Below are 20673 nucleotides of genomic sequence, written 5' to 3'. Positions count from 1 at the left end.
TGTTTGTAATGTTGAACACCATTGTTGTTTTTGTCTGGTATTATGCTAAGCAAAAAATGATTTTGGTAAAATAATTATGGGGCGTGATGATGGCAAAAATCATCGTCGATGGACAAGAACTTGATGTTCCAGGCGAATATACACTGCTTCAGGCTTGCGAAGCTGCGGGCGCGCAAATTCCGCGTTTCTGTTACCATGAGAGGCTTTCAGTCGCTGGTAACTGCCGCATGTGCCTTGTTGAAGTAAAGGGCGCACCTAAAGAGGTTGCGTCATGTTCACAGGCTGTAAAGGATCAGCGTCCTGGTCCAAATGGCGAACCTCCTGAAGTGTTTACAAATTCGCCGCGTGTTAAAAAAGCACGTCAAGGCGTAATGGAATTTTTACTTATTAATCACCCGCTTGATTGCCCGATTTGTGACCAAGGTGGTGAGTGTGATTTGCAAGATCAAGCAGTAGTTTATGGCAGCGCTGAAAGCCGCTTCTGTGAATCAAAGCGTGCTGTTGAAGAAAAAAACATGGGGCCACTTATCAAGACAGTGATGACCCGTTGTATTCAATGCACGCGTTGCGTTCGTTTTGTTACCGAGGTTGCTGGTGTTCCTGAATTGGGGGCAACTGGTCGCGGTGGCGATATGGAAATTACAACATATTTGAACAAAGCCCTTTCTTCAGAATTATCTGGCAACGTTGTTGATTTATGCCCAGTTGGTGCGTTGACCTCGCGTCCATATGCTTTCAATGCCCGCCCTTGGGAATTGAAGAAAACAGAATCAATCGATGTTATGGATGCATTAGGCTCAAACATTCGTATTGATACACGTGGTGCAGATGTTCTTCGTGTTGAGCCAAGAGTTAATGATGACGTAAACGAAGAATGGCTGTCTGATAAAGGTCGTCATGCTTGTGATGGTCTTCGTCGTCAACGTCTTGATAAACCATATGCTCGTAAAGAGGGTAAACTTGTTCCGGTTTCTTGGGCTGAGGCTATTGAAATTTTTGCAAAACAGCTTTCTGGAAAACCTGAAAAAGTTGGATTTATTTCAGGCGATTTAAACGAAGTTGAAGGTCTTAAGGCTTCTTTGGATCTTGCCAAATCGCTTGGCATTAAAAACCTTGATTGCCGTCAGGATGGTGCATTACTTGATGATAGTGCTGGTCGTGGCGGATATTTATTCAATTCGACTGTTAATGGCATTGAAGAAGCTGATGTGATTTTGATTGTGGGCGCAAATCCGCGTTATGATGCACCGGTCCTTAATGCCCGCATTCGCAAAGCGTATCTTGCTGGTAAACTTCAAAACATTGCTCTTATTGGCGAAGATTTTGACCTGACTTATCCTCATGCACATCTTGGTGATGATGTTAAAGCTCTTGAAGAGCTTGCTAAAGGTAAGGGTGAGTTTGCAAAAATTCTTAGCAATGCTGAAAAGCCAATGATTATCATCGGTTCTTCTGCTTTAACCCGTGCCGATGGCGATAAGGTTGCAAAACTTGCTGCCGAGGCGGGTGCCAAAGCAAAGATTGTTAAAGATGGCTGGAATGGCTGGAATGTGCTCCATACCGCGGCTTCACGTGTTGGTGCAATGGATATTGGGTTCCTGCCGAAAGATGGCGGTTTGACCACGTATCAAATGCTTGGTTCAAAGCTTGATACAATTGTACTTTTGGGCGCAGATGAAGTTGTTGTTCCAGAGGGCACTTTTGTTATTTATATCGGTTCACATGGTGATAATGGTGCGCACCGTGCAGATCTTGTCTTGCCGGCGCCTGCTTATACTGAGAAAAATGGCACTTATGTAAACCTTGAAGGTCGCGTTCAATTGGGCCGTATGGCTGTTGCGCCTAAAGGTGATGCAAAAGAAGAGTGGGCAATTATGCGCGCAGTGTCACAAGTTATTGGTAAGCCATTGCCATATGATACTCTTGAAGAATTACGTGCTAAGTTGAAATCTGATGTTCCTGCGCTTAATGTTGCGGAAGGTGAAATTGCACCGGCAATAGATTTTGATTTACGATTTGTTGGTAACGATGGCGTTGCCGATAAATATAAATTCTCTAATGTAATTCAGGATTATTTCCTGACCAATCCAATCGCACGTGCATCACAAACTTTGGCAAAATGTTCTGCTGAACGTCGTGGTGTGGGCGCAAATAAAGTTGCGGCGGAGTAGGGTATGAAGGCTCTTATTGATGCATTAGGACCATTATGGGGAAGCCTCGCAGGTATCGGGCTTTCACTTGTCTATATGGTGGTGGTTCTGTTAACTGTTGCGTTCATTCTATGGTTTGACCGTAAAGTCTGGGCTGCTGTTCAGATGCGTAAAGGGCCAAATATGGTTGGTCCGGTTGGTATTTTACAATCTTTTGCCGACTTTATTAAATTTGTTCTAAAAGAAATTGTTGTTCCATCTGGTGCAAATAAAACAATTTTTGTAATTGCGCCTATTATTACTGTTGTAACTTCTTTCTTAACTTGGGCGGTTCTTCCTGTTGCGCCTGGTTGGGTTCTTTCTGATATGAACGTTGGGATTTTATATATTCTAGCGGTTTCATCTTTAGGGGTTTACGGTATCATCATGGGTGGTTGGGCTTCAAACTCAAAATATCCGTTCCTGGGCGCGCTTAGATCTGCTGCGCAGATGGTTTCGTACGAAGTTTCAATTGGTTTTGTAATTGTTTGCGTATTGCTTGTGGTTGGTTCGTTGAACTTAACCGATATTGTGAACCATCAAAAAGCCGGTATTTGGGACTGGAATGCTTTTGCATTTATTGGTGCCTTAATGCATGGTGGAAGCCCTGCTAAAATGGGCATGGCATTTGTTGTTGGCTTGATTTTGTTTGCGATGTCAGTTGTGTTCTTCATTTCTGCGCTTGCCGAAACAAATCGCCCTCCATTCGATTTGCCAGAAGCTGAATCAGAATTGGTTGCCGGTTATCAAGTTGAATATTCAGCGACACTCTATTTGCTATTTATGATGGGTGAATATGTAAATATCGTATTTATGTGTGCAATGATTTCAATCCTGTTCCTAGGTGGTTGGAACTTGCCATGGGGTGAAGTAACAAATCCATTCCTAGGTTTCTTGGTACTTTATGTGAAAATTTGGGCGATGTTCTTTATGTTTGCAATGGTAAAGGCAATTGTTCCACGTTATCGTTATGACCAATTGATGCGTATTGGTTGGAAAATTTTCTTGCCAACTACTTTGGTATGTGTGGCGATTGTTGGGGCGTATGTCGCATTTTTCGGAGGTAATGCGTAATGGGTATTATGCAAGCCATTAAAGGCGCTGCGATGACCGATTTCCTCGGCGCATTTGTGCTGGCGATGAAGGTTTATTTCCGTCGCAAACCGACTGTGAACTATCCTTTTGAAAAAGGTCCTTTAAGCCCACGGTTTCGTGGTGAACATGCTTTGCGTCGTTATCCAAACGGCGAAGAGCGTTGTATTGCATGTAAATTGTGTGAAGCGATTTGCCCAGCTCAAGCTATTACAATTGAGGCAGAGCCACGTGATGATGGGTCTCGTCGTACAACACGTTATGATATTGACATGACAAAATGTATTTACTGTGGCTTCTGCCAAGAGGCTTGTCCTGTTGATGCAATTGTTGAAGGTCCAAATTTTGAGTTTGCGACTGAGACACGTGAAGAACTATTTTATGACAAAGATCGTTTGCTATCTAATGGTGATAGATGGGAACGTGAAATTGCCAAAAACATTGAATTGGATGCACCTTATAGGTGATTTATTGCCCCCATTTAATTATGGGGCAAATTAGGGAAGGGCGTTAAAGTGCTACAGATTGCGGCATTTTACATTTTAGCAGCGGTTGCGCTTATATCGGCGATTATGGTCGTATCGGCAAAAAACCCTGTTCACTCTGTAATGTTCCTGATTACGATATTTGTTACAACTTCAGGATTGTTTGTTCTGGCGGGTGCGGAATATCTCGCAATGTTGCTAATTGTGGTTTACGTTGGTGCGGTTGCGGTTCTGTTCTTGTTCGTAGTCATGATGCTTGATATTGACTTTGTGGAATTAAAACAGGGCTTCATGCGTTATGCGCCGTTTGGTGCATTGGTTGCATTGGTTCTTTTTGCAATGTTTGTGCTTGTTGCATCAGCTGTTGTTGAAGCAAAAGTAGATCCACATGTTCTTGCGAGCCCAACCCCGGCACTTGATGTTGCAAATAATACCCAAGCAATTGGTCGTATCCTCTATACAGATTATATTTTGTTCTTCCAGCTTGCTGGTATGGTTCTCTTTGTTGCAATGATTGGCGCTATTGTCCTTACTCTTCGCCACAAACCTTATGTTAAAAGACAAAATGTTGGAAAACAGGTTGCGCGTACACGCAAAACCGGCGTTGAAAATACTAAACCAAAAATCGGGGAAGGGGTTTCACTATGATGGAAATAGGTCTTACCCATTATCTTGCTTTTGCTGCGGCATTATTCACAATTGGTGTTTTTGGCATCTTTGTAAACCGTAAGAATATTATCGTTATCCTTATGTCGGTTGAGATGATATTGTTAGCGGTTAACGTAAATTTTGTTGCGTTTTCGGTTTTCTTAGGCGACCTAGTTGGTCAAATTTTCGCAATGTTTGTTTTGACTGTTGCTGCTGCTGAGGCAGCGGTAGTGCTTGCGATATTGGTGGTTTACTTCCGAAATCGTGGAACAATTGCAGTTGATGATTTGAATGTATTGAAGGGCTAATGAACGTGACAGTAGAAACTCTCGCCCTCATAGTTGTTTTCGCCCCAGTTATTGGTGCTATTATTGCGGGTCTTTTTGGTCGTGTATTACCTGCCAAGGTATCAATGACGGTTACAACCGGATTATTGATGGTTGCTGCGGCAAGTGCAATTACAATTTTTATTGGATATTGGGATAAAAGCCTTGTGCTTCCAGATGAACCAATTCGCATTTTTAAATGGATTGATGTTGCTGGCTTCACTTCAACATGGTCAATTCGTCTTGATGCAATTTCAGTTGTCATGATGGCTGTTGTTACATCTGTTTCGTCGATGGTTCACTTATATTCATGGGGCTATATGTCCGATGACCCATTCAAGCCTCGTTTCTTTGCATATTTGTCGCTATTTACTTTTGCGATGTTGTCATTGGTTACAGCGGCTGACTTTATGCAACTATTCTTTGGTTGGGAGGGCGTTGGTCTTGCTTCATATTTGCTAATCGGTTTCTATTTCTTGAAAAGATCTGCTAACGATGCGCAAATTAAGGCGTTTGTTGTAAACCGTGTTGGTGACTTTGGCTTCGTTCTTGGGATTATGTCGGTTTATTTTGTATTCGGTACAATTGAATTCAAAGATGTTTTCCATGCAATTCCACACCATATTCATGACACTATGGGATGGGGCAAATTACAACTTCCTGCGATGGAAGTAATTGCACTATTATTATTTATTGGTGCAATGGGTAAATCAGCACAGTTCTTGCTTCACACTTGGCTTCCTGATGCGATGGAAGGTCCAACTCCGGTTTCTGCACTTATTCACGCTGCGACAATGGTTACTGCGGGTGTTGTATTGGTTACACTTTGCTCACCGATTTTTCAGGTTGCGCCTTTTGCATCTGGTGTTGTTACTCTTATTGGTGCAATCACCGCAATCTTTGCTGCGACTATTGGTATAGCGCAAAACGATATTAAGCGCGTGATTGCATATTCAACCTGTTCTCAGCTTGGCTATATGTTCTTTGCGGCTGGTATCGGTGTTTATCAGGCGGCAATGTTCCACCTTTTCACACACGCATTCTTTAAAGCAATGCTTTTCCTTGGTGCCGGTTCTGTTATTCATGGCCTACATCATGAACAAGATATGCGCAAAATGGGTGGCGTTTGGAAGCCAATGAAAATTACATATGCTATTATGTTGATTGGTACATTGGCAATTACCGGTGTTGGTATTCCTGGAACTAATTTTGGCTTCGCCGGTTTCTTCTCAAAAGATGCAATTATTGAATCTGCGTTCGCTGCGTCATCAGAAGGCCTTCCATTTGCAACCTTTGCATTTTGGATGGGGATTCTTGCTGCATTCTTGACTAGTTTCTATTCATGGCGCTTGGCGTTTATGACTTTCACTGGGACTTTCCGTGGTGATGCACATGGCGGACATCACGATGATGATGCACATGCACACGCGGTTCATGCAGCGCATGTTGAGGGACACCATGATGCTCATCAAGAAGATGGTGTAGCACCGGCACATGAAAGCCCATTGGTAATGTTGGTTCCGCTATTTATTCTTGCGTTTGGTGCGATTTTTGCCGGCTTCATTTTTAATGACGCTTTTGTAGGTGAAGGTGCACATGATTTTTGGGGGCATGCTATTTACGTATCACCAGAAAATCATATTCTTCATGCTCGCCATAATGTACCTGAATGGGTTAAATTTATGCCTTTAACGGTTACCCTTCTAGGGCTTTTGGGTGCTATGATAGTTTACCTGTGGAATAAAGGACTTGGCGAAAAGATTGCCAAAGCAACTGGTCCTATTCATGCATTCCTTTACAATAAATGGTATTTTGATGAACTTTATGATGCTGTTTTTGTTAAAGGCGCGCGCGCACTAGGCGATTTCTTCTGGAAAGTTGGGGATCAGAAATTAATCGATGGAATTATTAACGGTATTGCTAGCGATACTAATATAATTTCTAAAAAATCTGTAAAAGTTCAGTCGGGTTACGTTTATCACTATGCCTTTATTATGCTTATCGCCCTTGTTGCCTTTGGCGCATTGGTATTGTTGAAGAAAGGATAAGATAATGTCTAATTTACCTATCCTTTCGTTAATTACTTGGCTTCCAACAATTGGTGCAGTTTTAATTGCGCTTGTTGCGGGTATTTCAAAAGGAAGCTCAGATAAGAATGCTGGCTTTGCACGTGTAACTGCTCTTTTAGTTTCACTTGTTACATTCGCTTTATCAGTGAAAATGGTGATGGATTTCAACACCAAAGAAACTGCTATGCAATTTGTAGAGAATGTTCCTTGGTTTGGTGTCATTCATTATTCGCTTGGCGTTGATGGTCTTTCTGTACTTTTGGTTCTTTTAACAACCTTCCTTCTTCCGCTTTGTGTTATTGCAAGTTGGAAATCGGTTGAGAAACGCGTTGTTGAGTATTTTATCGCTTTCTTAGTTCTTGAAAGCATGATGATTGGTGTATTTACTGCAACTGACCTCGTGCTTTTCTACGTATTGTTTGAAGCTGGTCTTATTCCAATGTATCTTATTATTGGTATCTGGGGTGGCAAGAACCGTTTTTATGCAGCGTATAAATTCTTTCTTTATACATTGCTAGGTTCGTTGTTTATGCTTGTAGCGGTTGCATATATAATCGTTAAAACAAAAACCTCTTATATACCTGATCTTCAGACCTTCCATTTTGACCCAGCAGTTCAAAAATTGTTGTGGTTAGCATTCTTTGCATCGTTTGCAGTAAAAATGCCGATGTGGCCTGTTCATACTTGGTTGCCTGATGCACACGTTGAAGCACCAACTGCTGGCTCGGTTATTCTTGCAGGCGTGCTTTTGAAAATGGGTGGTTACGGTCTTATCCGTTTCTCATTGCCAATGTTCCCAGATGCATCATTATATTTCCAACCATTGGTTTACACCATGAGTATAATAGCGATTATCTATACTTCATTGGTAGCATTCCGTCAGGTTGATATCAAAAAATTGATTGCATATTCATCAATTGCCCATATGGGTTTTGTAACGATGGGTATTTTTGCATTCAATAAAATTGGCCTACAAGGTGCAATGTTCCAGATGTTAAGCCACGGCTTTATCGCGAGTGCGTTGTTCTTGTGTATTGGTGTTATTTACGATCGTATGCATACACGTGAAATCGCGTTTTATGGTGGTCTTGTGAACCGCATGCCAATTTATGCTGCAGTCTTTATGCTATTTACTATGGGCAACGTTGGTTTACCTGGTACCTCTGGCTTTATTGGCGAAGTTTTGACAATGCAGGGTACTTTCCTAGACAACCGCATAGTTGCATTATTTGCGGCATCTGGTGTGATTTTCTCTGCTGCATACATGCTTACAATGTATCGTAAAACGGTTTTCGGACCAATTACTAATCCTAAACTTGAAACTATTACTGATATGAACTGGCGTGAAGTTCTTGTATTCTTGCCACTGATTATTGGTACACTGATTTTAGGTTTTAAACCGGGATTGATTTTAGATTTTACTGATAAATCAGTGGAATTTCTTTCAACCCAAGTTTTGACAGCAATTAAATAGGCAAGCGGTAAAAAACATGAACCTTGCAAGCGTAACACATGATTTAGCCTTTATGACGCCAGAATTGGTAATTGCGGTTGGCGCAATGCTATTGGTTTTAATGGGGGCATTTGTTTCAAAGAGTGCATACCGCGCCATTACCTATTTGTCGGTTGTGGTTTTATTGGTTGCTGGCTTCCTTGGTGTTCAACATGCACCGGATAATGCACAAGTATTATTCAACGGGTCATACGTTGTTGATGCCTTCGGTGGTTTTGCAAAACTAATAATTGCTTTAACTGCTGCATGCGCCATACTATTGAGCGCTGATTATCTTGCCGAACGAAATTTAGAAAAACCGGAATATCCAGTTTTGGCGTTACTTGCCGTTTTGGGCATGTATGTAATGGTTTCAGCGCATGATTTACTAGCCGTATACATGGGCGTGGAACTTCAATCGCTTGCACTATATGTTCTTGCTGCTTATGCACGTGATGATCGTAAGTCTTCAGAAGCTGGCCTTAAATATTTTGTACTTGGTGCATTGTCTTCTGGTATTCTGCTATATGGTGTTTCTCTGATTTACGGTTTTACCGGAACCATAAACTTTGGAAAACTTATGACTATTGCCAAAGATACCAGTAATGTTGGCCTAATCTTTGGTATGGTTTTTGTTCTTTCTGGTATCGCATTTAAAATGTCTGTTGCGCCATTTCACATGTGGACACCAGATGTTTACGAAGGTGCGCCAACTCCATCTACGGCATTTTTTGCAACTGCACCAAAAATGGCGGCGGCAATTTTATTGGGGCGTTTCTTATTTGAGGCATTTGGTGAAGTTGTATCGCAATGGCGTGACGTTGTTTCGATAATGGCTGTGCTTTCAATGTTTGTCGGCGCTATTTTTGCACTACAACAAACTAACATGAAACGGCTTCTTGCGTATTCATCAATTTTGAACATGGGTTATGCAATGGTTGCTATTGCTGCTGGTCCGGTATACGGGCCATCTGCATTGCTTCTGTTTACTGCAATTTATGCGATTACATCTGTTGGTATGTTTGGTGTTTTGCTTTCAATGCGTGATGCTAAAGGCAAGGAAATTACAAAAATTTCTGGTTATTCTGGCCTGTCTAAACAGCGTCCGTTGCTGTCACTTGCATTGACCATTATGTTCTTCTCAATAACCGGTATCCCACCGCTTTTAGGTTTCTTTGGTAAGTTCCAGATTTTTATTGCTGCGGTTGATGGTGGCGTAATGCCTTTGGCGCTTATTTTGGTAATTGCATCAGTAATTTCAGCGTTTTACTACCTTCGTGTTCTTAAAGTTGTTTGGTTTGATGAACCAAGTGTTGAGATCGTTGGCGGGCTTGCAACAACAAAAGTTACAGTAACTGGGGTTACTTTAATGATCGCGTTGCTTACTCCATTTATTGGTCTAATTTATACTGCTTCTATGGCAGCCGGACATTTCTTTAAGTGAGAATTATTCACTTAAAGCATGTAGGCTCAACTAATGATGAGGTTATACGCCTTGCCCAATCGGGCGAGGCGTTGCCTTTTTGGGTAGTTGCAGATGAGCAAACAAACGGTCGTGGCCGAAGAGGGCGGCAATGGCAAGGTTTAGAAGGTAACCTTTTTGCAAGCGGTATTTATGAATTTAATCAAGATCCAGCTATTATAGCTACTCTTAGCTTTGTTGTTTCATATTCATTGTTTGAAACATTAAGCGAATTCATTGATAAGAATAGAATTGCATTAAAATGGCCCAATGATATTTTGGTTGATTGCAAGAAAATAAGTGGAATCTTGCTTGAAAGCCAAATAAAAGGTGGAATTGTACAGTTGGTTATAGGTGTGGGGCTAAATGTCATGCACGCACCAATAATTAATGAATATGGTACGATTGCAATGAAGGATTGCCTAGAAAACCCTATTCCTGGTTTAGATAAGATGAAAATCTTACATAATTTTATGCAAAAATTCGCAATAAACTTGTCGTACTGGGAACAATTTGGTTCCGGGCACGTAATTGAGAAATGGAAAAAATTCGCCTTTAAAATAAATAAGAACATTGAAATAGTTCAAGGTAATGCCACAATAAATGGCAAATTGATTGATATTTCGCCATGTGGAGAAATAATATTGCGCAATGATAACGGTGAAGTCATTAAAATAAATGCTGGTGAAATGTTATTATAGAGTTCTATGCATAATATTTAATATTTAATATTACTTGATTTTATTTGCTTCTAAAGTAAAACAGCGAAAATTATCAATGTGAGTATTTTAAGTGCAGCTTTTAGTTAAAAGAAATGTTTTATCGTTAACTTCGATTATGCTTTGTGCATTTTTAACAGGTTGCAATTTTAATACAAAAACCAAAGACATAGAAGAACGTAAACTATGTTTTATTGATGTTGGCGGAAGTTTTGGTAAGTCTGGATTACGTGCCAGACAATATATTGGCAAGGGACCAAAGTTTCGTATCATTCAATGGAAAACAATGGATTTCCCAGATGAATTAAATTCCAACCAAGAACAACAAACAAATAATAACCATGCGTCGCTAGCGGTAAAACTGTCTTGGCGCGTCAGTGAAGTTAGTGGAAGTGTTGAATCACAACTTGATTCATTGGAAGTAATTCCGATAAATTTCAAAAATGAGCAAATTCAAAAAATTACTTCTTGGCGAATAATTGGGATTGATGGTGAAAAATATACGTTTCCTATAACAGAAAATATTAGAAACTCTAAACCAGAGATTTTTTCATCCGAATCAAAAGGAATTATGATTCCTGGCAATCTTGCAGAAGATTTGGGTGGAGTTAACGGCTCTACCTTTAAAATTGGTGTTATTGATGCTAATGGTGTTGTGCTTTTGCAAAAAGATATCTTGGCTTCGAGTGGTTATATGTTCAAAGAGCGCGCGTTGTCAGCCATTGAAAAGCTTGATGAAATTATAAAAACACCCAATAGATGTCTAAAAGTATCAGACTGAAATCTATAATCGTAATCAGACATTTGGTGATTGCATTTTCCATATATAATACTATTCATGCCCATATATATTGGGAGATGGGATAAGTTATTGCAAAATAGTCTAGTATTTTTGCCACTTGGCGGTTCAAATGAAATCGGTATGAACTTGAATGCCTATGGTTTTGGAACTGAAGAAAATCGAAAATGGATAGTTGTCGATTGTGGGGTGACCTTTGCGTCTGAACAACATATTCCTGGTGTTGAAGTAATTTTGCCTGATCCCGAATTCCTAACGGGTGTGAAAGAAGATATTATTGGTGTTGTTCTTACTCATGCGCATGAAGACCATATTGGCGCACTTGGTCATTTGTGGGAAAAACTAGAAGCACCGCTTTATGCAACTCCGTTTACTGCCGAACTTATCAAGGATAAATTACGCGAACATAATTTAATTGATAAAGTTGAATTGAATGTTGTTCCTTTAAAAGGCGAAATAAACCTTGAACCATTTATTGTTGAATATGTAACTATTACGCATTCTATACCCGAGCCAAATGGTCTCAAAATTACCACTCCGCTTGGTGTTGTTTTCCATACTGGCGACTGGAAAGTTGACCCAGATCCAATTGTTGGCGAAAATATCGATGTAAAAACACTTACCCAAATGGGGGACGATGGTGTTTTAGCAATGGTTTGTGATTCAACAAACGTATTTGTTGAAGGGCAAAGCGGTTCTGAGGGTGCCGTCCGTAAAGAGTTAATAAAACTTGTGTCTGAACAAAAAGGAAAAGTTGCTATTGCATGTTTTGCTTCTAATGTCGCCCGCGTGCTTAGTGGGGTTGAGGCTGCAAAACAAAGTGGACGGGCGGTTTGTTTATTGGGTCGTTCAATGGTTCGTGTTGTTGGTGCGGCGCGTAAGGTTGGAATAATAACTGATACTGTTTTTGTAGAACCAGAAAAAGCATCAACCTATAAAGATAATGAAATATTATATCTTTGTACCGGCTCACAGGGAGAGCCAAGGGCCGCATTAAAAAGGATTGCACAAGGCAAACATCCAAGTTTAAATATGGGGCAGGGGGACACGGTTATTTTCTCTTCACGAGAAATTCCCGGTAACGAGCGCGATATTTATGATCTTATAAATGATTTCATGCTTGCTGGTGTTGAAGTTGTAACCGCTCACGAGCGGGCAATCCATGTATCTGGGCATCCTTGTCGCGATGAATTGGCGCAAATGTATTCATGGGTACGTCCTCAAATTGCCATACCAACCCACGGTGAAAGAAGACATTTAATTGAGCATGCAAGGCTTGCTAAATCTTTGCAAATTAAAGAGACGATTACGCCACGTAATGGAGAAATGGTACAAATTGCACCAAATGGACCAATGATTGTCGATGAAGTTCCTAATGGTAGGCTCTATGTCGACGGTAACACGATTATTGCACAAGGCGCTGAAATACTTCGCGAAAGAAGCAAGATTGGCGAAAATGGCGTAATTGTTATTATGGTAAGCTTTGATAAAAAGGGCCGAATTGTTGGCGGCCCTGATGTCCGTGCGCGAGGTATTGCTGATAAAAATGGTGAGCCTTTGGGTGACACATTGGATGTTATTGCCGATATTGCCGAAAGAACCATAGACAAATTGACTATTGCGGAACGACTTGATGAAGAATATTGCGAAAATAAAATTGTTCGTACAATTCGCAAAAATATTTTTGACATTATCAAAAAGAAGCCAATGGTCGAAGTTATGGTAATGGTCGTATAGGGGTATATAAATGAAAATCGGAAGACTAAATCACGTTGGTATCGCTGTCCCTTCAATAGAAGAAGCTTGGAAGACCTATAAAACACTTTATGGCGTAGAAGATAAAGATATTACGCCAATTGGTGAAATGGAAACACAGGGTGTTAAATATTCTTTCGTAAATGTCGCTAATTCACAAATTGAACTTATTGAACCATTGGGTGAAAAATCACCAATTCGTAAGTTTCTTGAGAAAAACCCTGCTGGCGGCCAGCATCATTTATGTTTTGAGGTTGATGACGTTCATAAGGCACGCGAAGAGGCTATTGCGGAGGGTGCAACAGTATTGAATGAACCTCGTATTGGCGCACATGGAACTCTAATCATATTTATTCATCCAAAGAATTCTAACAGTGTTTTGGTTGAATTGATGGAACCGCCAAAGGGCCATTAATTAATCTATTGCAATAAATGCGAAACAAACTGGATTAGCCACTGTCTTTTGGCTAATCCTTTTTGTATTAATGGCTACTCGTTTTAAATTTTTTCAAAGAGGCTTAACATGCGCCTGACGCGCTATTTTCTTCCTGTTCTCAAAGAAACCCCTAAAGAGGCACAAATTGTATCTCACCAACTTATGTTGCGTGCAGGTCTTATCAAGCAGCAATCGGCCGGCGTTTATGTTTGGCTCCCCTTTGGCTTGAAGGTGCTAAAGAAAATTGAGAATATTATTCGTGAAGAACAGAATAATGCTGGTGCGATAGAGCTTTTGATGCCAACTATGCAGGGTGCGGATTTGTGGCGTGAATCAGGTCGTTATGATGACTATGGTCTTGAGATGCTACGCATAAAAGACCGCCATGAGCGCGATCTTTTATTCGGACCGACCGCCGAAGAAGTCGTAACCGATGTTTTCAGAACCTATGTGCGTTCATACAAGGATTTGCCGTTGAATCTCTACAATATTCAATGGAAGTTCCGCGATGAAATTCGTCCACGTTTTGGCGTTATGCGTGGCCGCGAATTCCTTATGAAAGATGCCTATTCTTTTGATATTGATGAGAATGGTGCCCGTGATTCATATCGTAAAATGTTCCTTGCATATTTGCGTACATTCCAACGTATGGGTTTACGCGGTGTTCCGATGCGCGCTGACACCGGTCCAATTGGCGGTGATTTAAGTCATGAATTCATTATTCTTGCACCAACTGGTGAAAGCGGCGTATTTTATGACGCAATTTATGAAGAGCGCGATTGGGCTAATGCTGAAATTGATTTTTCCAATACTGATACTGGTCGTAAACAGCGCGAAGAATTGTTCAATGAGGTTCTTCAGTCCTATGCTGCCACCGATGAAATGCATGATGATGCTGAATTCAAAGCCAAAGTTCCAGAAGAGCGTCGTCGCGAAGGTCGTGGTATCGAAGTTGGTCATATTTTCTTCTTTGGCGAAAAATATTCAAAGCCAATGGGTGCGAAAATAATGGGGCCAGAGGGCAAAGAAATTAATGCGCAAATGGGTTCATATGGCATTGGTGTGTCACGTCTTGTGGGTGCAATTATCGAAGCTAGTCATGATGAAAATGGTATTGTTTGGCCAAAAGAAATTACACCATTTGATTTGGGTATTATAAATCTAAAATCTGGTGACGCAGAATGTGATGCACTTTGTGATAAACTTTATGATATTGCATTAAAAGCAGGCCGTGAACCACTTTATGATGACCGCAATGAACGTGCAGGCGCAAAATTTGCTACGATGGACTTAATTGGTGTTCCAACCCAAATTACAATTGGTCCACGCGGCATCCAAAATGGCGTTATAGAAATTAAAGATCGCAAAACACAAGAGAAAAAAGAAATTCCAATTACTGAATTTGAAACGTGGTTAAAGGCATGAGTGAAGTAACAATTGCCCCAAAACCTTTTGGCGAATGGGAACGAAAAATTGCCATGCGTTATTTACGTGCCAAAAAGGAAAATGGCGGGGTGACGCTTATTTCGACAATCAGCTTTTTTGGGATTTTGTTGGCGGTTGCTGTGCTTATCATTGTTATGAGCGTGATGAACGGCTTCAGGACCGAGCTTCTTAATCGGGTTCTTGGTGTTAATGGACATGTGTTTGTTGATACACGTGGCTTAACCCCGCCTATGGTCGATAACTTTGTTCGTGATGCTGGCAAAATAACTGGTGTTAAATCGCTTACAAGGCTCACACAGGGGCAAGTATTGGCGGTTGGCAATGCTGGTGCAACACGTGGCGCAATGGTTCAAGGTACCGAGCGTAGCGATTTAATGAAGCTTGATATGGTTTCAAAAAATATTATCGGCGGTAGCTTAAATAATTATGGCAAGGGTGAATATGGCGGCGATGAGATTGCCATTGGTTCAGGTCTTGCCAGCGACCTTAACTTGTTACAAGGCGATTATATAAACCTTGTTTCACCTTCTGGCGCGGTTACTGCATTTGGTGCGGCGCCTGTAAGCAAAGAATATAAGGTTGGCGCAATTTTTGATGTTGGCATGAGCGAATATGACAATAGCCTAATTTATATGCCTTTAGAGCAGGCTCAATTGTTTTTTGGTCGTGAAGGCGTTGTTGAAATGGTCGAGGCGCGACTTGATAATCCTGATAATACTGAACCAGTAATGGCTCAATTTTCTAAGCTTCTGCCAAACACAATTATTACGGACTGGCGTCAGCATTCAGAGAGTCTAGTTTCCGCACTTGGTGTGGAACGTGCTGTAATGCGACTAATTTTAATGATGCTGGTTGTAATTGCGGCATTAAATATTATTTCGGGCCTTGTTATGCTTGTTAAAAATAAAGGGCGTGATATTGCGGTATTACGTACAATTGGTGCATCACAAGGCGCAATAATGCGTATATTTTTGATGATTGGTGCAAGTATTGGAATTTTGGGAACCCTTTTTGGGGTCGTTGCTGGCACTTTGTTTTGTTTAAATATCCATACGATACAAAAAATTGTTGAAATGGTTTTTGGCCCAGTGTTTCCATCTGAAGTATATTTTTTGAAACAAATTCCTGCTCATGTTGAATGGAGCGAGGTTGTAATCGTTGCTAGCTTCTCCCTTATCATGAGTGTTTTAGTTACATTACCACCTGCATGGCGTGCTGCACGTCTCGACCCTGTGGAGGCACTTCGTTATGAGTGAGGTTATATTAAAAACCGAAGGCTTAATTCGTTCTTATTCCACACAAGCAGGCGTATTAGAAGTTTTGCGAGGCGTTGATTTTACAATCCGCAAAGGCGAAATAATCGGACTAATTGGCCCTTCAGGTTCTGGCAAATCTTCGTTATTACATTCTGTTGGCTTATTGGAAGAAACTCAAGGTGGGAAAATATCAATATTAGGGCAAGATGTTTCATCCCTTAATGATAATGAAAGAACAAAAGTTCGTCGTGATAAAATGGGCTTTGTTTATCAGTTTCACAACCTACTGCCGGAACTGGATGCATGCGAAAATATTGCACTTCCAATGTTAATTGCTGGTCATTCGCGTGATATAGCTAATAAAAGAGCGGTTGAATTGCTTGAATTGTTGGGTTTAGGTGCGCGTGTGAAACATCTGCCAGCGCAATTATCAGGTGGCGAGCAGCAGCGTGTTGCCATTGGTCGTGCTTTGGTAAATCATCCAAAATTATTGCTTGCTGATGAGCCAACTGGAAATCTTGATCCTCAAACTTCAATTTATGTGCTTGAATTTTTGGCAAAAATTGCAAAAGAGGAAAATGTTGCGGCTCTTATAGGTACACATAACCTTGAGCTTGCACACAAAATGGACCGTATAGTTCGCATTGAAAACGGCCGTTTAGTAGAAGAAAAATAATCATATAGATAAAATTTTATGCTTGACATTAATTATAAAATGGAACACAACCAGAACATGGAACAAAATAGAAACAAATTGTTCGAGAGGTTGTCATGGAAGTTGAGTTTTCGATTGAAGATTTATTAGGTTTGGTTGCCATTATCGCTTGTTCTGCTGTGATGTGGGGTATCGGTTCTTTGTTTGGCTAATATATACGCAAACTGAAATTTACTGTGGGTAATTGCAGATTTTGGTTTCCCATTTAAATAAATTACGTCATTTAGACTATTATGGCAGAACCAAGATTTATCCATTTAAGGCTTAGAACCGCATATTCGCTTCTTGATGGTGCTATGACGGTTAAAAAAGTCTCTGCAATTGCAAAAGAAAGGCATTTGCCCGCTCTTGGTATATCTGACCCAAATTTGTTTGGCGCACTTGAGTATTCAGAGACATTAGCAAGTAGCGGTGTGCAACCAATTGTTGGTTTATGCTTCCCTTGTTTTTTGAAGCATGAAGATGAAACCACAACAAGTGGAAGTATTGCATTAATTGCAAAAGACCAAATTGGTTTTGATAATCTTATGCTCTTATCAAGCACCAATTTTTTGGATGGCTCTGATGAAGATAACTCGGTTGATATTCAGACGCTAATTGAAAATAAAGATGGGATTATTGTCCTTACCGGTGGTTGGCAATCTCCAATAAATAAATCTTTTTTTGATAATAAACCACAATATGCAATTGAATGGCTCGATAAATTAAAAACTGAATTCAAAGATAATTTATACATAGAAATTCAACGACATGGTCGGCAAGATGAATTAGCGACAGAGGCACAATTAATTGATTATGCATACGAAAACGATATTCCGTTAGTCGGGACAAATGATATTCGTTTTTTATCACGTGATAAATATTATTCTCATGAAGTTTTAACTTGTATTGGTACTGGCGACAAAATTTCTAACCCAGATCGAACGCGCTTAACTGAGGAACATTTCTTCAAAACTGAAGATGAAATGTGTGCGCTTTTTGCTGATTTGCCTGAATGCCTTGCAAATAGTGTTGAAATTGCAAAACGATGTTCAGTACGTGCTGTAAAGCGCAAACCAATCTTACCAAGTTTTGACAATGGGGAAGGGCGCTCAGAAAGTGATGAACTATATGAACAAGCCAAAGCGGGGCTTGAATATCGATTAAAAACTAGGCCGCCAGTTAAGTCAGTTGAGGAATACCAACAACGCCTTGAATTTGAAATTTCAATTATCAATCGCATGGGCTTTGCGGGTTACTTCTTAATCGTATCTGATTTTATAAAATGGGCAAAGGCACATGATATTCCAGTTGGCCCAGGTCGTGGCTCTGGTGCAGGTTCTATTGTTGCTTATAGTCTTCAGATTACGGATTTGGATCCTCTTGAATTTGGTTTGCTATTTGAACGGTTCTTGAATCCAGAGCGTATTTCAATGCCCGATTTCGACGTCGATTTCTGTCAAGATAGACGTGAAGAAGTGATTTCATACGTTCAGGAAAAATATGGCTTTGAACGCGTGTCACAAATTATCACATTTGGTACATTACAGGCTCGTGCAGCAGTGCGTGACGTGGGGCGTGTTTTAGACATGTCTTTCATGCGGGTTAGTGAGATAACTAAACTAATACCTAACAATCCTGCAAATCCAGTTAGCCTTCGTAAAGCGCTTGAGATGGAAGACCGCCTGAAACAAGCATATGATAACGATGAGGCGGTACATAATATTTATGATACAGCTATGGAGCTTGAGGGGCTTTATAGGAACTGTTCAACTCACGCTGCTGGCGTAGTTATAGCTGGTCGTCCAATAAAAGAACTTGTTCCGCTTTATAAAGATCCAAAGTCAGATATTCCGGCAACTCAGTATAATATGAAATGGTCTGAATCTGCGGGATTGGTTAAGTTTGACTTTTTGGGTTTGAAGACGCTCACGGTCATTAAGTATGCGATTGATTTACTGCGCGCACGTGGAATTGACGTTAACTTTGCCTCCCAACGATATGATGATAAAGAAGTTTTTGATTTTCTATGCCAAGGTAATACTTTAGGTGTTTTCCAGCTCGAGGGTCAGGGTATGCGCGATACGTTGCGCAAAATGGTTCCAAACTGTCTTGATGATATTATCGCGTTGATTTCGCTCTACCGTCCTGGTCCAATGGAAAATATTCCACTTTATTGTGACGTTAAGGCCGGTAAACAGCCACCCGACTATCTTCACCCATCACTTGAGCCAGTGTTGAAAGAGACCCACGGGGTTATCATCTATCAAGAACAAGTTATGCAAATTGCACAAATCTTGTCTGGCTACTCACTAGGTGAGGCGGACATTTTACGCCGTGCTATGGGTAAAAAACAAAAAGATGAAATGGCAAAACAGCGTCAACGTTTTGCCGAAGGTGCAAAGGAAAAGGGTATCGACCCAGAGCTTGCAGGATCAATTTTTGACCTTGTTGATAAATTTGCGGGCTATGGTTTTAACAAATCCCACGCGGCTGCATATGCGGTTATTTCCTATCAAACAGCATGGTTAAAGGCAAAATATCCGGTTGAGTTTTTGGTTGCTGCAATGAATTTGGATATAGAGGATACAACCAAACTTGGCGCCTATGTTACAGAAGCAAAACGGCTTGGTATAATAGTTAATCCCCCGAATGTTAATAAATCTGGCGCATATTTCAAAATTGAAAATGGTGAAATATTATATGCTCTTGGTGCAATTAAAAATATTGGACCAAAAGCAATGCAGGCAGTTGAAGAAGATGTAATTGCCAATGGAAAGTTTTCAAATATCCATGAATTTATGGAACGCATTGGCCCAAAAAATTTAAACAAGAGAGCTATTGAGAATTTAGCAAAATCTGGTGCTTTTGATGATATTGAGCCTAATCGTGCATTGATTGTTGATTCCGCCGATATGCTTATGTCGCATGCTGCATCATGTAATAATGAGGCTGAAAAGAACCAAATTAGCTTGTTTGGCGATTCTGTTACCCCACCACGCGTTCCTTTGCCGAATGTAAATCAGTGGGCTGAGCAAGAAAAATTATCGCATGAGTTTGCGGCGCTTGGCTTATTTTTATCGGGGCATCCTCTTGACGATATATCTGAAATTTTAATAGCGCGTAGAACTGTTTTCTGGGGAAACATTGCAGAATACATGCAAACCTCTGAGGCCTTGTTCCCTATGGCTGGCGTGGTTCGCGCTGCAAAGGAACGACCTGCACGTAAAGGTGGGAAGTTCGCATGGGTAACTTTGTCTGATCCAACCGGAGAGTTTGAGGTTTTTGTTAGACCAGAGGATTTAGAAAATTCACGGCAATTTATAGAAGTTGGTAAAACCGTTAGTTTTATTGCATCGGCAAAAAATTTAGATGGTGAAGTAAAAATTTCTGCTTCACGTTTTGACGCAATAGAAAACATGCGATCAAACAATTATTCGGGCGTAATCTTATATGTTGATACTAGCTTTGATGTTCTTGAATTCAAAAACCTGACTGAGCAATTAAGGGGTGTAGAAGCAAAACAAGCTGGTGAATTAAGAATAATGATGCGTATTGAAAATGAAAGTGAAGTCGAAATTAAACTTCCTGGCCGTTATCCGATAGATATACCGTCACGGCGTGCTTTAAAGGCGCTGAAGGGCGTAGAAGCAATTAGTGAATTACAATAAGTGATAAAATCTGCATCCAAGTGCTTTAAAGGCTTGCATTTTGGTATGATTTTGGTATGCGAGCCACCTAATTTCGCACGCGGACTTGGGCATTTTGAATGTTTTCATGGTGAAAATATTTAAAACGTCCTTCT

The 20673-nt window shown here is 40.6% G+C and carries 16 protein-coding genes; all 16 read left to right on the top strand.

Annotated elements, in window-relative coordinates:
• Positions 1–89 precede the first annotated feature (89 nt).
• The 16 genes from nuoG to dnaE all read left to right on the top strand — a co-directional run bounded on the left by nuoG (position 90) and on the right by dnaE (position 20539).
• The gene (gene nuoG / locus KXV15_RS08155) at positions 90–2171 is read left to right on the top strand and encodes an NADH-quinone oxidoreductase subunit NuoG (RefSeq protein WP_240007677.1); all 2082 of its coding nucleotides are present in this window, start codon (positions 90–92) and stop codon (positions 2169–2171) included.
• Between the two features lie 3 nt (positions 2172–2174).
• Positions 2175–3263, top strand: coding sequence for an NADH-quinone oxidoreductase subunit NuoH (gene nuoH / locus KXV15_RS08150; protein WP_240007676.1), 1089 nt, complete (start codon positions 2175–2177; stop codon positions 3261–3263).
• The gene (gene nuoI, locus KXV15_RS08145; RefSeq protein ID WP_240007675.1) at positions 3263–3748 is read left to right on the top strand and encodes an NADH-quinone oxidoreductase subunit NuoI; all 486 of its coding nucleotides are present in this window, start codon (positions 3263–3265) and stop codon (positions 3746–3748) included. The genes nuoH and nuoI overlap by 1 nt, the downstream gene beginning before the upstream one ends.
• A gap of 105 nt (positions 3749–3853) precedes the next feature.
• Complete coding sequence (locus tag KXV15_RS08140; RefSeq protein ID WP_240007770.1) at positions 3854–4414, top strand: NADH-quinone oxidoreductase subunit J; 561 nt, start codon at positions 3854–3856, stop codon at positions 4412–4414.
• Positions 4414–4722 carry an NADH-quinone oxidoreductase subunit NuoK gene (nuoK, locus tag KXV15_RS08135; RefSeq protein ID WP_275671597.1) on the top strand — a complete coding sequence of 103 codons (309 nt, stop codon included), beginning with the start codon at positions 4414–4416 and terminating at the stop codon, positions 4720–4722. The genes KXV15_RS08140 and nuoK overlap by 1 nt, the downstream gene beginning before the upstream one ends.
• Positions 4722–6788, top strand: coding sequence for an NADH-quinone oxidoreductase subunit L (nuoL, locus tag KXV15_RS08130; RefSeq protein WP_240007673.1), 2067 nt, complete (start codon positions 4722–4724; stop codon positions 6786–6788). Before nuoK ends, nuoL begins: the two co-directional genes overlap by 1 nt.
• A gap of 4 nt (positions 6789–6792) precedes the next feature.
• Positions 6793–8283 (top strand): NADH-quinone oxidoreductase subunit M, encoded by a 1491-nt coding sequence (locus tag KXV15_RS08125; RefSeq protein ID WP_240007672.1) that lies wholly within the window; start codon positions 6793–6795, stop codon positions 8281–8283.
• A 16-nt stretch (positions 8284–8299) separates the two neighbouring features.
• A complete protein-coding gene (nuoN, locus tag KXV15_RS08120) occupies positions 8300–9745 on the top strand; it encodes an NADH-quinone oxidoreductase subunit NuoN (protein ID WP_240007671.1) in 1446 nt (481 codons plus the stop codon).
• Positions 9742–10464 carry a biotin--[acetyl-CoA-carboxylase] ligase gene (locus KXV15_RS08115; RefSeq protein ID WP_240007670.1) on the top strand — a complete coding sequence of 241 codons (723 nt, stop codon included), beginning with the start codon at positions 9742–9744 and terminating at the stop codon, positions 10462–10464. Before nuoN ends, KXV15_RS08115 begins: the two co-directional genes overlap by 4 nt.
• 91 nt (positions 10465–10555) lie before the next feature.
• Positions 10556–11263, top strand: a complete 708-nt coding sequence (locus tag KXV15_RS08110) for a hypothetical protein (protein ID WP_240007669.1) — start codon at positions 10556–10558, stop codon at positions 11261–11263.
• Positions 11264–11320: 57 nt separating this feature from the next.
• Positions 11321–13018 (top strand): ribonuclease J, encoded by a 1698-nt coding sequence (locus tag KXV15_RS08105; protein WP_240007668.1) that lies wholly within the window; start codon positions 11321–11323, stop codon positions 13016–13018.
• Positions 13019–13028: 10 nt separating this feature from the next.
• The gene (gene mce / locus KXV15_RS08100) at positions 13029–13451 is read left to right on the top strand and encodes a methylmalonyl-CoA epimerase (RefSeq protein ID WP_240007667.1); all 423 of its coding nucleotides are present in this window, start codon (positions 13029–13031) and stop codon (positions 13449–13451) included.
• A 108-nt stretch (positions 13452–13559) separates the two neighbouring features.
• A complete protein-coding gene (proS, locus tag KXV15_RS08095) occupies positions 13560–14897 on the top strand; it encodes a proline--tRNA ligase (RefSeq protein WP_240007666.1) in 1338 nt (445 codons plus the stop codon).
• Entirely contained in the window at positions 14894–16174 is a 1281-nt protein-coding gene (locus KXV15_RS08090; RefSeq protein ID WP_240007665.1) for a lipoprotein-releasing ABC transporter permease subunit, read from the top strand. The genes proS and KXV15_RS08090 overlap by 4 nt, the downstream gene beginning before the upstream one ends.
• Positions 16167–16850, top strand: coding sequence for an ABC transporter ATP-binding protein (locus tag KXV15_RS08085; protein WP_240007664.1), 684 nt, complete (start codon positions 16167–16169; stop codon positions 16848–16850). Before KXV15_RS08090 ends, KXV15_RS08085 begins: the two co-directional genes overlap by 8 nt.
• A 272-nt stretch (positions 16851–17122) precedes the next feature.
• Positions 17123–20539 carry a DNA polymerase III subunit alpha gene (dnaE, locus tag KXV15_RS08080; RefSeq protein WP_240007663.1) on the top strand — a complete coding sequence of 1139 codons (3417 nt, stop codon included), beginning with the start codon at positions 17123–17125 and terminating at the stop codon, positions 20537–20539.
• Positions 20540–20673: the final 134 nt, after the last annotated feature.

This window comes from Pseudaquidulcibacter saccharophilus (genome assembly GCF_019455445.1).
In the GTDB taxonomy this organism is placed as follows: Bacteria; Pseudomonadota; Alphaproteobacteria; order Caulobacterales; family Aquidulcibacteraceae; genus Pseudaquidulcibacter; species Pseudaquidulcibacter saccharophilus.
The sequence above is the reverse complement of the archived record's forward strand: the minus strand, read 5'-3'. Positions and strand labels throughout refer to the sequence as shown.